General features: G+C 68.9%; 17 protein-coding genes and 1 pseudogene. 13 read left to right on the top strand and 5 right to left on the bottom strand.

Annotated features, from left to right (window positions below; translation table 11 throughout):
• Positions 1-111: 111 nt before the first annotated feature.
• Positions 112-942 carry an ammonia-dependent NAD(+) synthetase gene (nadE, locus tag P3G67_RS02880; protein ID WP_276092022.1) on the bottom strand — a complete coding sequence of 277 codons (831 nt, stop codon included), beginning with the start codon at positions 940-942 and terminating at the stop codon, positions 112-114.
• A gap of 373 nt (positions 943-1315) precedes the next feature.
• Between nadE and P3G67_RS02875 the strand changes: the two genes are divergently transcribed.
• The 5 genes and pseudogenes from P3G67_RS02875 (at position 1316) to P3G67_RS02855 (ending at position 6056) form a co-directional block, all read left to right on the top strand.
• Positions 1316-1894: a TetR/AcrR family transcriptional regulator gene (locus tag P3G67_RS02875; protein WP_276092021.1), complete on the top strand. Its 579-nt coding sequence runs from the start codon at positions 1316-1318 to the stop codon at positions 1892-1894.
• Positions 1895-2004: 110 nt separating this feature from the next.
• On the top strand, positions 2005-3318 hold the full coding sequence (locus tag P3G67_RS02870) for a hypothetical protein (RefSeq protein WP_276092020.1): 1314 nt from the start codon (positions 2005-2007) through the stop codon (positions 3316-3318).
• A 133-nt stretch (positions 3319-3451) separates the two neighbouring features.
• A pseudogene (locus P3G67_RS02865) lies at positions 3452-3781 on the top strand (alpha/beta fold hydrolase); the annotation flags it as partial.
• A gap of 411 nt (positions 3782-4192) precedes the next feature.
• On the top strand, positions 4193-5170 hold the full coding sequence (locus P3G67_RS02860) for a phosphatidylinositol-specific phospholipase C (RefSeq protein WP_276092019.1): 978 nt from the start codon (positions 4193-4195) through the stop codon (positions 5168-5170).
• A 217-nt stretch (positions 5171-5387) separates the two neighbouring features.
• On the top strand, positions 5388-6056 hold the full coding sequence (locus tag P3G67_RS02855) for an O-methyltransferase (protein WP_276092018.1): 669 nt from the start codon (positions 5388-5390) through the stop codon (positions 6054-6056).
• Positions 6057-6154: 98 nt separating this feature from the next.
• Here P3G67_RS02855 and P3G67_RS02850 read toward each other — a convergent pair whose 3' ends face one another.
• The 3 genes from P3G67_RS02850 to P3G67_RS02840 all read right to left on the bottom strand — a co-directional run bounded on the left by P3G67_RS02850 (position 6155) and on the right by P3G67_RS02840 (position 8733).
• Complete coding sequence (locus tag P3G67_RS02850; protein ID WP_269859539.1) at positions 6155-7600, bottom strand: glyceraldehyde-3-phosphate dehydrogenase; 1446 nt, start codon at positions 7598-7600, stop codon at positions 6155-6157.
• 180 nt (positions 7601-7780) lie between these two features.
• Complete coding sequence (locus tag P3G67_RS02845) at positions 7781-8566, bottom strand: polysaccharide deacetylase family protein (RefSeq protein ID WP_276092017.1); 786 nt, start codon at positions 8564-8566, stop codon at positions 7781-7783.
• 17 nt (positions 8567-8583) lie between these two features.
• A complete protein-coding gene (locus tag P3G67_RS02840; protein ID WP_276092016.1) occupies positions 8584-8733 on the bottom strand; it encodes a hypothetical protein in 150 nt (49 codons plus the stop codon).
• 93 nt (positions 8734-8826) lie between these two features.
• Between P3G67_RS02840 and P3G67_RS02835 the strand changes: the two genes are divergently transcribed.
• The 8 genes from P3G67_RS02835 to P3G67_RS02800 all read left to right on the top strand — a co-directional run bounded on the left by P3G67_RS02835 (position 8827) and on the right by P3G67_RS02800 (position 14094).
• Positions 8827-9726, top strand: a complete 900-nt coding sequence (locus P3G67_RS02835) for a polysaccharide deacetylase family protein (protein WP_276092015.1) — start codon at positions 8827-8829, stop codon at positions 9724-9726.
• 102 nt (positions 9727-9828) lie between these two features.
• Complete coding sequence (locus tag P3G67_RS02830) at positions 9829-10314, top strand: hypothetical protein (protein WP_276092066.1); 486 nt, start codon at positions 9829-9831, stop codon at positions 10312-10314.
• A complete protein-coding gene (locus P3G67_RS02825) occupies positions 10311-10592 on the top strand; it encodes an MrpF/PhaF family protein (RefSeq protein WP_276092014.1) in 282 nt (93 codons plus the stop codon). Before P3G67_RS02830 ends, P3G67_RS02825 begins: the two co-directional genes overlap by 4 nt.
• Before the next feature lies 1 nt (position 10593).
• Positions 10594-10902, top strand: a complete 309-nt coding sequence (locus P3G67_RS02820) for a cation:proton antiporter (RefSeq protein WP_276092013.1) — start codon at positions 10594-10596, stop codon at positions 10900-10902.
• Between the two features lie 14 nt (positions 10903-10916).
• Positions 10917-11186, top strand: coding sequence for a Na(+)/H(+) antiporter subunit B (locus P3G67_RS02815; protein WP_276092062.1), 270 nt, complete (start codon positions 10917-10919; stop codon positions 11184-11186).
• Positions 11183-11938: an MnhB domain-containing protein gene (locus tag P3G67_RS02810; RefSeq protein ID WP_276092012.1), complete on the top strand. Its 756-nt coding sequence runs from the start codon at positions 11183-11185 to the stop codon at positions 11936-11938. The genes P3G67_RS02815 and P3G67_RS02810 overlap by 4 nt, the downstream gene beginning before the upstream one ends.
• Positions 11935-12279, top strand: coding sequence for a sodium:proton antiporter (locus tag P3G67_RS02805; RefSeq protein ID WP_269859548.1), 345 nt, complete (start codon positions 11935-11937; stop codon positions 12277-12279). Before P3G67_RS02810 ends, P3G67_RS02805 begins: the two co-directional genes overlap by 4 nt.
• Before the next feature lie 6 nt (positions 12280-12285).
• The gene (locus P3G67_RS02800; protein WP_276092011.1) at positions 12286-14094 is read left to right on the top strand and encodes a complex I subunit 5 family protein; all 1809 of its coding nucleotides are present in this window, start codon (positions 12286-12288) and stop codon (positions 14092-14094) included.
• Positions 14095-14119: 25 nt separating this feature from the next.
• Here the strand turns inward: P3G67_RS02800 and P3G67_RS02795 are convergent, their stop codons facing one another.
• Complete coding sequence (locus P3G67_RS02795; protein WP_276092010.1) at positions 14120-14476, bottom strand: DUF6204 family protein; 357 nt, start codon at positions 14474-14476, stop codon at positions 14120-14122.
• Positions 14477-14550: the final 74 nt, after the last annotated feature.

The raw sequence follows: 14550 nt of genomic DNA, 5'->3' as shown, positions 1-14550 counted from the left end.
GGAGGGACTAGTTCAAGTCCTCGGGTGGCTCCAACCGCTACCGGGCCGAACGCCTACGCCAGGACAAGGTGGGAAAGAATCGGCCAGCAGCATCGGGGTTCGCCGCCGGGATCAGGGCGCGATCGGCAACTGTCGCTTGTGCTCGGTCAGTCGGTAGCGGCGGACGATGGCCGCGTAGGCGGGCTCGTCGACGGGCTTGCCTTCCAGGAGGTCGTCGATGTCGTCGTAGGTGACGCCGAGCGCCTCCTCGTCGGGCCTGCCCGGGTTCAGCGTCTCCAGGTCTGCGGTCGGGGTCTTCCAAGTCAGCGCGGACGGCGCCCCCAGAGCCTCCGACACGGCCCGCACGCGCCGCTTGGTCAGCCCGGTGAGCGGAACCACATCGGCCGCGCCATCGCCGAACTTGGTGAAGAAGCCGGAGACCGCCTCGGCAGCGTGGTCGGTCCCCACAACCAGGCCTTCGTGCGCGCCCGCTACCGCGTACTGGGCGATCATGCGCTGCCGGGCCTTGATGTTGCCGTGCACGAAGTCCTGGTGGTGCGTGTCGCGGAAGACCGCGCCGCTGGCCAGCACCGCCTCCAGCGCGGCGTCGCTGGCAGGCTTCACATCGACGGTCAGGACCTGGTCGGGCCGGATGAACTCCAGGGCCAGCTGCGCGTCCTTCTCGTCGGCCTGGGCACCGTACGGCAGCCGCATCGCGATGAAAGTCGCTTGCCGCCCTGCGGCCCGGACCCGCTCGACCGCGAGCTGGCACAGTCGGCCCGCAGTCGTGGAGTCCACACCGCCGCTGATGCCCAGCACCAACGAGCGCAGGCCCGTGGAGTTCAGCTGGTCGGCGAGAAAGGCAACCCGGCGCTCGATCTCCTGCCGCACGTCGAAGGACTCGCTCACCCGGAGGTCCCGGGCGATCTCCTGCTGCAGGGACATGGACGACAGGTCGGTCACGGTTGCTCCTCGGTCGGCCCCGTGGGCAGGATCGGCGTGCGCCGACGGGCGGGGACCACAGGCGCGTGTAGGGGACGGAAAGCACTCTAGAGGAAGACCGCGAAAGCCTGCTCTCCGCATGTGACTTGGGAACCTCCTGCGCCTGCCGCGGCAGGACGTTCGCCGGGGCGCGATCAGCGGCAGCGGCACGCTCTGTCCATTGCCACGGGGATCCAGGCCCCTTATGGCTGCGACCAGTTCGAGAACGCTGAGCGGCTGCGTAGGCCGCCGACACCGTCAACAGGACACAGGCAAGGCGAATGATCCGGAACGCACCCGACGGATGCCACGACACTTTCTTGAGCATTCGATCCAGATAGATTAGGGTGAGCGCATGGCAAGGACCCGGGAATTCGACACCGAGGCGGCAGTGAGCCGCACGATGGAGCTGTTCTGGGTGCGCGGGTACGAGGCGACCTCGGTGCGCGACCTGACCAGGCACCTGGGCATCGGGCAGGGGTCCCTGTATGCCGCGTTCGGCGACAAGGACGGGCTGTACCGGGCCGCACTGGAGCACTACCGCACCACGTTCGCGGCCGCCGCACTGCGCAGCCTCGACGAGGGGTCGGATGCCCGGTCCGCGATCCGCGCGATGCTGATCGAACGGGTCCGCATCGCCGTCGAACTCGGCGGCCGGGGCTGCCTGTTGGTGAATGCCGCCTGCGAGCGCGTACCGGAGGATGCGGCGACCCACCGGACCGTGCGTGATGCACTGGGCGCCAGTCAGGACGCGCTCGCCGAAGTGCTGCGCGTGGCGGCGGACCGGGGCGAGATCTCGACGCGGCACGACGCGCACACCCTCGCCGCCTTCCTCGTCACCTTCCTGAACGGCCTGCTTGTCTCCTCGAAGATCACCCCAGACCCTCGCGCCCTCGAACCCCTTGTGGAGGTCGCGCTGGCCACCCTCGATTGACTTTTTCACGCCCTCAATCTGTATCGGATGATCCAGAAAAGACCGTCGCTCATGCGGACGCAGACGTCGGCGGCACCGACCACTGCCTCATCGACACCAGAGGAGAATCCATGCTCCCCTCGCAGACTTCGACCGCTCCCGCCCTCGGCGGCAGCCGATGGAACACCTTCCCGGCGACGGGCACCATGACCGCCCGCGAGTTCTTCACCGGCGCCGAGCCGCTGCTGCAGGGCGTCATCGATGCCCTGCAGAGCGTCGACCGCGAGGTACTCGACGCCCAGATCCGCGCGACGCTCGGCCTCGGCACCCGGGAGACCTCGCTGCCGCTGGTACTCGGCCCCGATGCGGCCCCGGCGACCCGCGAGTTGGGTGCGCAGGCCGAGACCATCGGACGGGAGATCGCCTCCTGGGCGACCGCGGCCCTGGACCGGCTGCTCAGCCACCGGATACCGCTGCCCGCCGGGCAGCTCGCCGTCCGCAGCCACTGCTACGGCCACCTGCTCACCCATCCCGCGGCCGACCTGCTCATGGGCCGCCACGGCGGCCCCGTCACGATGCAGCTGTACAACGAGTGGCTGCACCAGATGGTCCTGCTGCGCGACGCCCTGCTGCCCTTCGTCAACTGGCAGGAGGCCCCTCTCCTGGTCACCCCGACCGGGTTGCGGCACATCGAGCCGGACCGCGACCGTTTCCTCACAGAACTCCTGGTCCGCCAGATCCGGCACACCACCATCGTGGACTTCGCCCGTCGCGTCGTCACCGGCGGCTCCGGTCCCGACGGCTACGGCTTCGACCACGACGGCGGCACCGTCCTGCCCGCCGTCGTCGACGCGCCGCCCCTCACCGCGCCCCGGCACCTGCTGACCTGGCGTCCCGGCCCTGCCACGCGCGGCAGTGCCGCATACGTCCCCGAGGTGCAGGACTACTACGCCGCACCCCGCACGCTCATCGAGCACCTGCCACCCGCCACCGGAACACCAGGACGGATCACCGGCCGCATCGTGGCCGAACCGGTCGTCGACGGGACCCGCACCGCTCACATCGAAGTCACCCACAACGGCACCAGCGTCCGCGTCGACCTCGGCCAGGCCCTGCGCGGCCACCGCTTCGCCCAGCGCCACGGCCTCACCGCAAGTGCCGGAGCATCCGGTGAAGTCCGAACCGCGGACGTGTGGACCGTACTGGGCGCACCCGGGTTGGTGTGGACGGAGGGCAGCGACGTCACCCTGGACGCCACCGCTCAGGACGACATCGCCGTTCTGGCGCTGCTCGGCCGCCTCTACCCGGACAACGTCTTCCTACGCCCCGTCAGCCACCGCGCCGGTCCGGTGAGCGCGGGCACGAGCAGTCCCCGCCGCGTCGTCATCGACATTGCGGACCACGGCGCCGCAGACCGGCAGGACAGCGCGCCGAAGACACGGTGACCGTGGCGGCTGGGGCAGGCGCAAGCGCAGGCGCAGCGCTGCGAAGCACACCAGGAAAGGCGATGAGGAAATGATTCTCGATCATCGTGGGGACACGGTCCGCACGGGCCGGGCCCCCGTCAACGGAACGAGTCGCAGCCACCCCGACACGGCCACCGCCGAAGCGGTCGACGAATACGTGCGCTGCTACTCCATGCCCGGCGGTATCCGCGCGATGCTGGCGATCTATCGGGCGATGCTCATCGACGCAGAACAGAACCGGCGGGCAGCACAGAAGAAGCTGGATGTTCCCGTGCTGGCGCTCGGCGGGTCGGCGTTCATCGGCGACCGGAACGAGGCCCAGATGCGGCTCATAGCCCACGACGTCACCGGGCATGTCTTCGACGCCGGACACGACCTCGCGGAGGAAGTTCCCGACGAGGTAGCCGCCGTGGTACTCCCGTTCCTGGCCCAGTTGCCGTAACCGCACCCGCGCGCCTGACTTTGCCGTAACCAGCGTTGCCTGGTTGTGACCAGGCACGAGAGTTCTTCGAGCAGCCCGCGGCCGAGGCCTCGGCCGCGGGCCGTACGGTCTCCGAGGCCCCCCGGCAGCTTCCGCAGGACGCGTCGCACACGAGAACCCAACGTGAGGTGGTGCCGCGCACGAAAGGCTCCCTTCCCGCGCAACGACGACGCACGAGCCCGCGGAGTCGCGTGAGGCGATCACGGGGCGCGCCGCCCGCGACGGGGCCGGAGGTGAGCCCGGCTTGGTGGAACACCTATCGCATCGGTTTGGCGATTGACCATTCGGTGGCGTGGTGTCAAAGTGCCTTGCTGGCACTGGAGTTCGATCCTGACGCGCACCACGGTGTTCCGAAGCGGGAGGGCGTACGGCATGAACATACCCCGCAGAGACTTCCTCAAGGCGGCAGCAGCGGGCTCGTTGGCCGCAACATTACCGCTCGGCGCGGCGGGGGCCGCAGCGGCGGACGACCGGGCGGGGGACGTCCAGTCGGACTCGTGGATGGGGTGGCTGTCGGACCACGTGCGACTTGACAGGATGACGCTTCCGGGTACACACGACACCTGCTGCACGGATCCGAACCACGGCACGGAGTGGTCGCACACGCAGAACATGGGCATCCCGGAGCAACTCCAACGCGGGATACGCTTCTTCGACATCCGCTGCGGCCGGCTCCAGGACCAGCCACAGCGGTTCGGGATCTACCACGCCAACTACTACCAGTACATCACCTTCGACGACGTCCTGGACCAGACGCGGTCCTTCCTTGGCCAGCACCCGCAGGAGCTGGTGCTGATGCGCGTCAAGAACGAACACGAGCTGACGAACGATCAGTTCACGTCGACGTTCGAGAACTATGTGACGAACCGGGGCTACGCGGACCTGTTCTGGTTCGGCGATCACGTCCCGGCGCTCGGCGAGGCAAGGGGCCGGATCGTACCGGTCCTCCAGGGCTACACCGGGCCCCGAACGCTGCTGCGCTGGCCGGACGGAGACAACGACTTCATGTCGAACCAGTGGTTCGAGCTCCAGGACAAGTACAACGTCTCGAACGACGACAAACGCGCGGCGATCGTGCAGCACTTCGACAAGGCGCTGGCGGACCAGGACTCCGGCAAGCTGTACATCAACTTCATCAGCCTCGCGCCCAGTTCGTACAACGTCTTCACCTGGCCGAAGTACCTTGCTGACCAGATCGTACCGACCCTTGAGAACTACCTCGACAGCCACCGGCCGCAGATGGCCCACCTGGGCGTGGTGCCGATGGACTTCCCTGACTTCCACGTGACAGCGGCACGGCAGCTGTGGCAGTGGAACTTCGGGTGGTTCCACCAGGCGCGGTCGGTGTAGCAGGCGACCGGAGGGGGCCGTACGGCACTTCTGCCGCTCAGCGGTGAGGTTCTCCTCAGGGCGGCTGACGCGAGAAGTTCCGGGAACGGCCGACCGCCACAAGGAGCCCGGCCGCGCCCTGCATCGCCGTACGGCCGAGGAATTCGGTTGACAGGGCATCGGATACACATCGTAAGTTCCGTGTCCGTACTGGGTGAGCACTGGGAGGGAACCCACTGTGGCGCAGCGGACCTGGACAGCCGTCGACGACTACTTCAACGGCCTGCTGGTCGAGGAGGACGCCGCCCTGCTCGCGGCCGTCGAGAGCAGTGAGGCGGCCGGGCTGCCGCCGCACCAGGTGGCGCCGAACCAGGGCATGCTGCTGCATCTGCTCGCCCGCGTTCGGGGCGCTCGCAACATCCTGGAGATCGGCACCCTCGGCGGCTACAGCACCATCTGGCTCGCCCGGGCCCTGCCGAACGGCGGGCGCCTGGTCACCCTGGAGGCCGATGAGCACGTCGCGGAGGTCGCCGCCGCGAACATCGCCCGCGCCGGACTGGACCGCGTCGTCGACCTCCGTGTCGGCCGGGCCCTGGACACCCTGCCCCTGCTCGCGCAGGAAGGGCCGGATCCGTTCGACCTCGTCTTCATCGATGCTGACAAGCCCTCCAACTCCGACTACCTGCAATGGGCGTTGAAGCTCACCCGGCCCGGCAGCGTCATCGTGGGCGACAACGTCGTCCGCGACGGCGCTGTCACCGACCCGGCCAGCACCGACTCCCGCGTCCAGGGCGTCCGCCGCTTCACTGAACTCCTCGCCGCGCACTCCCGGTTGACCGCCACCGCCATTCAGACCGTCGGCGCCAAGGGCTACGACGGCTTCGTCCTCGCCCTCGTCACCGACTAACCCACCCAGGGGAAGCCCGCCCGTACGGCCGAGGGCTCCGACCAGGGTGTTCGCCCTGGTCGGAGCCCAGTTGTCGGAAGCCAAGCTTCACACCGGGCTCAGGCCACCGGGAGCGGGTACGTGGGGTACTCCACGCCGGAGACGTGCTGGACGACGCGGATGACCTGGCAGGAGTAGCCGAACTCGTTGTCGTACCAGAGGTAGAGGATCGCGTTGTCGCCCTCGACCTTGGTGGCGCCGGCGTCGACGATCGAGGCGTGGCGGGAGCCGATGAAGTCACTGGATACCGCGTCGGGGGCGCTGATGAAGTCGATCTGGCGCTTGAGCGGCGAGGTCAGCGACACGTTACGCAGGTAGTCGAGGACTTCTTCGCGGTTTGTCTCGCGCGCCAGTTGCAGGTTGAGGATCGCGATCGAGACGTCAGGCACCGGGACGCGGATCGAGCTGCCGGTGATCTTCGCCTTGAGATCGGGCAGCGCCTTGGCCACGGCGGAGGCGGCACCGGTCTCGGTGATAACCATGTTGAGCGGCGCCGAGCGGCCGCGGCGATCGGAGTTGTGGTAGTTGTCCAGCAGGTTCTGGTCGTTGGTGAACGAGTGGACGGTCTCCACGTGGCCGCGCAGAACACCGTACTCGTCCGCCATCGCCTTCAGCGGCGGAACGATCGCATTGGTGGTGCAGGACGCGCAGGACAGGATCTGCTCGTCCGGCTTGATCATGTCGTGGTTGACGCCGTGCACGATGTTGGGGACGTCGCCCTTTCCGGGCGCGGTGAGGACGACCTTGGCGATCCCGGGGCGGAGGTGCTTCGACAGACCCTCGCGGTCGCGCCACTTTCCCGTGTTGTCGATAAGGATGGCGTCCTTGATGCCGTACGCCGTGTAGTCCACCGACATCGGGTCGTCGGAGTAGATCACCTTGATCTCGTTGCCGTTGGCGACGATCGTGCTGTTCGCCTCGTCAACGGTGATCGTGCCCTGGAACTGTCCGTGGATGGAGTCCCGGCGCAGCAGCGAGGCGCGCTTGACGATGTCCTGGTCGCCACCTCCGCGGACGACGATTGCGCGCAGCCGCAGGCCGTTGCCGGAGCCGGACTTCTCGATGAGCAGGCGGGCGACAAGGCGGCCGATGCGGCCGAACCCGTAGAGAACGACGTCGCGGCCCTCGCGGCGCTCGATCTTGTTGTCGCCTGTGGCACCGGCGACGGCCTTGGCGGTGAACTCCGCCACCGACAGACCGTGGTCGTCGGCCTTGTACGTCGCGGCGAGCATGCCGATGTCTATCTGGGAGGGGCCCAGATCGAGCGTGGTGAGGGCCTGCAGGAACGGCAGCGTCTCGGTGACCGAGAGTTCCTCACCGGCGATCTGCCGGGCGAATCGGTGGGTCTTGAGGATGCTGACCACCGACTTGTTCACCAAGGAGCGGCTGTGCAGCAGGACCGTGACGTCCCGCTCCCGATGCAGCTTCCCGATGATCGGGATCATCGACTCCGCGGTCTCCTCGCGGTGCTTCCAGTTGGTGAACGTGTCCTCGTTGACAGTCACAGGCTTCTCTTTCGAGCTAGGCGGTGCTCATATGCTAACCCCCGCGTTTTGATCATTCGCACGTGCTCCCCAGCAGGGTGCCGAGGGAGCGGTCTCCCCTGGTCGGCCACGGCAGGAGACGGCGGCCCGAGCAGGGTCCGACCGGCATGCCGGGCCCTGCTGGCGCGGCACTCCTCGCGGTCAGGGGATGAGGCTGTCGAGCGTGGTGTAGCCATAGCCCCGGTCGTCGAGCGCCTTGATCAGGTGAGGCAGTGCGGTGGCGTCGACGGTCGAGGGATCGGTGGAACCGGTGCTTCCCACGTGCATCAGGATGATCGCTCCCGGGACCAGCGCCTTCATGACGCGGGCGATGACGGTGTCCGTCGTGGCGCCGCCGGAGGTGCCCTTCCAGCCGCAGGTGTCAACCGTCCACCGGACGCACACGTATCCCTCGTCGTTGACATCGGCGATGCACTGTGGGTCGACGTCGCCGAAGGGGAAGCGGAACAGCGGCACGGGCCGCCGCCCCACCGCCTTCTTGATGGCATCGGCTGCCGACTGGACCTCCCGCACCCGCTCGTCGTGGGTGAGCTTGGTGAACATCGGATGCGTCATGGAATGGTTGCCCACCGGATGCCGATCGGCGATGCGGCGGGCCGCGTCCGCATGGGTGGAAGCGAAGCGCCCCGTCATGAAGAAGGTCGCGGGAAGCCCGTGCTCGGCCAGGGCCGCCAGGACCTTGTCGACGCCGTCCGGCGTGCTGCCGCAGTCGAAGGTCAGGGCCACCTTCTGCTCGGGGAACGGCAGCCTGGTCACATCCTGGCCCGCCAGGTGTCCTCTCACGTGCGGGCTCGCCGCCGCCTCGGCGCGGTTGGCGCCGAGGCAGCCTGCCATCGCCAGCGCACCAGCGGCAATCCCGAGCCGCAGCACATCTCGTCTGGCGGGTCCGCCAAGGGCCGAACCGGGCTCCGCCAGAACCTCGTTCACGTCTTGCATGGTCGCTGTCAGTCTTCCGCGTGGAGTGGTGATGGTGTCTGCGGGTTCACCGGATCGTGGCCATCGGCCAGGACGGCGTATGCCCCGAAGGTGTGCGGGAGTTGGAACCGGTCATCGACAGTGAGGTTGATCGTCACCGCGTCAGCATGGCGCACCACCGTGTAAGCATGGCGCACCGCGGCGGCGGTCGTCGCCCCTCGCAACCCGTCCGAGGGCAACTCGCCTGCCCTGGTTGACGGTAGCTTGCCGACGTGACTCCCTTCCCGAAAGCAGCGAAGAGGACCGTGGTCGGCCTGGTGGTCGTGGCGGCGGCATTGACGGTGTTCGGCACGGCACCGACAGCCGCCGCCGGACGTGGCCGTGCTGCGGCCCCCGCCGTGCGGACCGGCTCGGCGGAAGCCCTCTCCGAACCTGCTCCGCCCATCAACCGGCTGCGGGCCCTGTTCGGGTCGGAAAACCGCACGATGCCCACCCAACGACGTGTGGTGGCAGTGACGTTCAACGCGGCCTGGGACGTGGAGGGCGTCGACACGACGCTGGACGTGCTGCGCCGGTACCACGTCCCGGCCACGTTCTTCCTCACCGGCGACTTCGCCGACCGCCACCCGGCAGCCGCCCGCGCCATCGCGGCGGCCGGGTACGGCATCGGCAACCACTCCTACAGCCATCCGCACTTCGAGACGTTGCGGCCCGGTGAGCGCGCGGCGGAGGTCCTCCGGGCCGACCACGCCATCCGCACCGCCACCGGCACCACTCCCCTGCCGTTCTTCCGCTTCCCGTACGGCGACACCACTCCGCAGGAGATCGGCGAAGTCAACGCGCTGGGCTTCGCCGACATCGAGTGGACCACCGACACCAAGGGCTACCGCGGCCCCAGGGGCGGCATGAGCGTACGGAAGGTGGTCCAGCGGGCGCTGGACGCCCTGCGCCCCGGCGAGATCATCCAGATGCACGTCGGCTCCGACGGCCAGAGCACGGTCCTCGACGCCGACGCACTGCCCCAAGTCGTCGAAGCCATCCGAGCCCATGGATACGACATCGTCGACCTGCGCGGCATCCTCGACCCAACACAGAACACGGCCGCTCATGGCCCGTTGGCGAACGCGACGTACAACCTCGCGGCATGCTCGGTCACTGCTCCACGCCGGTGACGGTCCACCTCCTTCCCGTCGACCGCATCGGCGTGCGCGCCGCATCAGTCCCGCAGCTACGGGTAGACGTTGCTGACGACACAGGGGACTGGAGGAGGACCGATGCGGCGGGCCGATGCTGTGGTGCACATCGCGGCGTGGTGGGCCTTTCTGTTCGTTCTCAACCTCATGTTCATCAGCACCGTCTCCACACTGGAGCTCGCAGTCGGTGCTGGCGCGGGTGCGCTCGCCGCGGTCGCCGCGTGGGCGGTGCGCCGCGCGTCCGGTACCGGGGGAAAACGGGGTGGCCCCTGGGTGCGCGCACTGCTGGCCTGGCCGGGGGCGGTGCTCGCCGACACCGGGCGGCTGGCCGGGGCCACCACGGCTGCTCTGCGAGGGCGCGAAGTCAAGTCGTGTCTTCGGGAAGTCAAGTTGAGGAAGGGCACCAGCAGCGCCTGGGCGAGCGCCCTGCTGTCCGCCACCCCCGGCGCGTACGTCGTCGATGTCAGTCCTGGGGTGGCGGGGTTCGGGGACACCCTCACCGTTCACGTCCTGGGTGACACCACAACAGCGCTCGAACGCGTCCTCACCGGAGGTGAACGGTCATGAACGCCTGGCTGGTCGCGAGCGCGGTGCTGCTGACGCTGGGCCTGCCGCCATGCCTGTGGCTGGTGTGCCGTCGCACACCACAGGAGCGGCTGACCGGACTCAACATGGCCGCCCCCGTGTGCTCGGCGATCCTTCTCCTGCTCACCGAGGGGTTCAACCGCAGCTCGTACGCCGATCTCCCGCTGGTACTGGCGACTCTCGGACCGGCGGGAACCCTTGTCTTCGCGCGCTTCCTGGACAGCCAGGCACCGGAATCAACCCGCGGGGAGCCCGACTGATATGACATTCCGCCACATCTGCGCGCTGATCCTGTTGACCCTCGGCGTAGCGGTACTGCTCCTGTCGGCGACGGCGCTGATCGTGTTGCCCCGCCCCTACGGACGTCTGCACGCCCTCACCCCGGCCACCTCGCTCGGCGTGCCGCTGGTCGCGTTGGCACTGGCCGTCGAGACGGGGCCGGGGCGCGGCGCGGTCAAGTTCCTGGTCATCGCCGCGCTGACCGCCGTCGGCGGACCGGTCACGACCATGGCGATCGGCCGGGGCACCGCCCAGAACGACGGCCTGCTACGGAAGGACTCTCCCTCGTGAGCGGTACCGATGCCATCAGCGAGTACCTGATCGCGGCTTGCCTTCTGCTGGTCACGGTGACCGCCACCGTCGCCGCGCTCACCCGGGAGCCGATGCGCCAGGCCCTTGTGCTGGCCATGCTGGGCCTCGGCCTGACGCTGCTGTTCACCGTGTTGCAGGCGCCTGACGTGGCGCTGTCCCAGCTGGGGGTGGGCACGGCCGTGACACCACTGCTCATCATGCTGACGGTGCGTAAGGTGCGGCGCTCCGCTGGGCAACGGCGGGACGAGGAGCGGCAACGATGAGCCGCGTCCTGCGGGTCCGACTGTTCTGGGCCGCCGCTGCGGTCTTCGCGGTGGCGTTCGCCGCCGCCTGCACCGGACTGCCGCGTTTCGGCACGCTGTCGCATCCCTACGGAGCCCGCGCCATCGCCGCGGCCTTCCACCAGCGCACCGCCAACACGGTCTCCTCGGTCAACTTCGACCAGCGTGCCTTCGACACCCTCGGCGAGGAGTCCATCCTGTTCGCCGCCGTGCTCGGCGGCCTCGTACTGTTGCGCCGTGCCCGTGACGAACGGCTGGGAGGGGTCAGGCGGGGCCGGGTGCTGCCCGCCACCCGGCTGTTCGGCTCGGTCCTGCTGCCGATCACCCTGCTGACCGGCGTCTACATCGTCGCCCATGGGCAGCTGTCGCCGGGCGGTGGCTTCCAGGGCGGCGTCATCCTCGCCACCGGGCTGCACCTCGCGTACGTCGCCGCCGACTACGGTGTGCTCAAGGCGATCCGTCCGCTGGCCGTGTTCGACGTCGCGGACGCCGTGGGCGCGGGTGCCTTCGTGGGCCTCGGGTTGGTCGGCCTGGCCGTCGGCGCGGCGTACCTCCAGAACGTCCTGCCGCTGGGAACCTTCGGTCAGCTGTCGTCGGGCGGGCTGGTGCCCGTCATCAACGCGGCCGTTGGGTTGGAGGTGGGCTCCGGCGTGGTGGTACTGCTCGCCGGCTTCCTGGACCAGGCGGTGGAGATCGACTCCCCCGGCGAACAAGACAACAGGACCGGACGATGACGTCGCTGTTCTTCCTGGCCGCCGGCTGGATCTTCCTGGTCGGGGCGTACGGCATGGTCACCAGCCGCAATGTGATCCGCACCGTCGGCTGCCTCGCGGTGACGCAGTCATCAACGTACGTGCTGTTGTTGACCGTTGGCTTCCGCCGTGGCGGTACCGCACCGTACTTCACCGACACCTCCACGCGGACGCCCGTCGTCGATCCGGTGGTGCAGGCACTCGCCCTCACCGATGTGGTCGTCGGTGCCACTGTCACCGCCTTGCTCCTGGCCATCGCACTCCAGTTGCGCAAGCGCCACGGCACGGTCGATCCCGACGCCCTCACCGGGCTCAAGGGCTGAGCCGGGATGAGCACCGCGAACCTGCTGCCACTGGGCGTCGCCATCCCGCTGCTCGGGGCCGTTGTCCTGGTCCTCGTCGGCAGGCGACTGCCCCGCGTCGTCAGCGACTTCCTCGTCACCTCCTGGGCTGCCGCGGAGGTCGCCGACCTGGTGTTGCTGTGGATGCGCACCGGAGACGGTCACGCCGTCAGCTGGCTCGGCGGCTGGCGACTCCAGCACGGTGAAAGCGTCGGCATCGTGCTGGTGAACGACCGGATCGGCATCGGACTCGCGCTGCTCACCGCGGTGCTCGTGCTCGCCGTGGTCGCCTACTCCTGGCGGTACTTCGAGGAACCGCCCGCCGGGCACGCGGGCACCTTTCCCGCTCTCATCCTGCTGTTCGAGGCGGGCATGTGCGGGTTCGCGCTCACCGGCGACCTGTTCAACGCTTTTGTCTTCTTCGAGTTGATGGGTGCGGTGGCCTACGCGCTGACCGGATTCCGCATCGAGGACCCGCGGCCTCTGCAGGGCGCGCTCGCCTTCGGCGTCATCAACTCGCTCGCTGCCTACTGCTCGTTGCTGGGCATCGGCCTGCTGTACGCGAGGACCGGTGAACTGGGCTTCGCCCAGATCGGCCAGAAGCTCACCGGCCATCGCACCGACGCGCTGTTGGTGACCGCCTTCGTACTGGTCCTCATCGGGCCGCTGGTGAAGGGCGCGGTGGCGCCGTTCCACTTCTGGTTGCCGGACGCGCACGCCGTCGCGCCGACGCCCGTGTGCATGCTGCTCTCCGGTGCGATGGTCGAGCTCGGCGTCTACGGCGCCGCGCGGATCTACTGGATCGTCTTCTCCGGCCCGCACGGCATCCAGCACCACGTCTTCCGTGACACGTTCGTCGTCGCGGGCGTGATCACCGCCGTCGTCGGCGCGGTGATGTGCTGGCAACAGCGCAACCTCAAGCGGATGCTGGCGTTCTCCACCGTCAGCCATGTCGGCCTGTTCCTGGTCGGCGTCGCGCTCCTGACCCCGGAAGGCACGGCCGGTACGGCCCTGTACGTCGCCGGACACGCCGGAGCCAAGGCGGCGTTGTTCGGCGTCACGGGCACGTTGCTGGACCGGTACGGCAGCGTTGACGAACACTCCTTGTACGGCCGGGGCCGGGAACTGCCTTTCGCCGGAGTCCTGTTCGTGCTCGGCGGTCTCGCACTCGCCGGGCTGCCGCCGTTCGGTACGGCACTGGGCAAGGCCGTCGCCGAACACTCCGCGCAGTCCCACGCCGCCTGGTTGCCCGTCGTCTTCGTACTCGCCTCGGCGGCCACCGGCGCGGCGGTGCTGCGCGCCGGAGTGCGGGTCTTCGCCGGGGCGGGGCGTCGGCCGCGCGAAAACCACGAGGTTCCGGAGACCACCGGCAGCGGCGAGGAGCCGGAGATCCGCGACCCGTCCCGCCGCGTTCCGCTGCCCATGCTCGCCGTGCCCGCCCTGCTGCTCTGCGGGTCGCTGGCCCTCGGCCTGCTCCCCGGCATCGGCCGTCAACTGGCCCAAGCCGCACGGTTGTTCACCGATCGCGCGGGATACGTCGGCGCCGTTTACGGGTACACCCATGCCTCGGCGAAGCCGCCCGCCGCTGACTGGACCGCCGAAGGCATCGCCCTCGGCCTGGCCTCCGCGGCCCTCGCCGTGGTGTTCGCCGCGGCGGCGCTGTGGGGGGCTCCACGCGACGCCCAGAGCGTCGTGAGGCCGCTACGCCGCCTTCATTCAGGCCACATGGGCGACTACGTCAGCTGGCTCGTCGTCGGCATCGCGGTGTTGCTGGTCGCCGTCCGCGCTCAACTGTGACGTCCCCGAACCGCGAGTCTCCGCGTCAGGCGTTCCGCGCGGCAGCCCGGCGCTGCCGCTTGCCAAGGGGTGCCTGGGAGAGGTCCTCGGCGTTGCACCTGAGGTTCTTGTAGCCGTAGCCGCGCTCGGTCATCCAGGTCTTCGCCGCGTCTTCGGCGCGTTCGGTCGCGGCCAGGATGTCCTCCTCCGCCTCTCCCGAGGCCAGGAAGCGGAAGGTGAAGGCAGGCCGGGCGGCGAGGTCGTAGCTCAGATGCCCGTCCGGGGTGAAGGCGGCGTGCAGTACGTCGTGCTCCGGGGCGCGGGCCAGGAGTTCGGCCCGCTGGTCGGTGCTGAGGTCGGCGAAGACACCGCGGACGGTGATACGAAAGGTGCGAATGCTCACCGGCCGACCCTAGCCACCGAGGTCAAGCTGGTGCCAGGCGTTTTTCGCCGCGGGCGCCAGGCGATTCGGAACGT

This window comes from Streptomyces silvisoli (assembly GCF_029269905.1).
Classification (GTDB): Bacteria; Actinomycetota; Actinomycetes; order Streptomycetales; family Streptomycetaceae; genus Streptantibioticus_A; species Streptantibioticus_A silvisoli_A.
The sequence above is the reverse complement of the archived record's forward strand: the minus strand, read 5'-3'. Positions and strand labels throughout refer to the sequence as shown.

Excerpts from the sequence above, each read along its gene's own strand:
- P3G67_RS02875 (WP_276092021.1), top strand. The coding sequence starts at position 1,316 with ATGGCAAGGACCCGGGAATTCGACACCGAGGCGGCAGTGAGCCGCACG.
- P3G67_RS02870 (WP_276092020.1), top strand. The coding sequence starts at position 2,005 with ATGCTCCCCTCGCAGACTTCGACCGCTCCCGCCCTCGGCGGCAGCCGA.
- P3G67_RS02860 (WP_276092019.1), top strand. The coding sequence starts at position 4,193 with ATGAACATACCCCGCAGAGACTTCCTCAAGGCGGCAGCAGCGGGCTCG.
- P3G67_RS02830 (WP_276092066.1), top strand. The coding sequence starts at position 9,829 with ATGCGGCGGGCCGATGCTGTGGTGCACATCGCGGCGTGGTGGGCCTTT.
- P3G67_RS02825 (WP_276092014.1), top strand. The coding sequence starts at position 10,311 with ATGAACGCCTGGCTGGTCGCGAGCGCGGTGCTGCTGACGCTGGGCCTG.
- P3G67_RS02820 (WP_276092013.1), top strand. The coding sequence starts at position 10,594 with ATGACATTCCGCCACATCTGCGCGCTGATCCTGTTGACCCTCGGCGTA.
- P3G67_RS02810 (WP_276092012.1), top strand. The coding sequence starts at position 11,183 with ATGAGCCGCGTCCTGCGGGTCCGACTGTTCTGGGCCGCCGCTGCGGTC.
- P3G67_RS02805 (WP_269859548.1), top strand. The coding sequence starts at position 11,935 with ATGACGTCGCTGTTCTTCCTGGCCGCCGGCTGGATCTTCCTGGTCGGG.
- P3G67_RS02800 (WP_276092011.1), top strand. The coding sequence starts at position 12,286 with ATGAGCACCGCGAACCTGCTGCCACTGGGCGTCGCCATCCCGCTGCTC.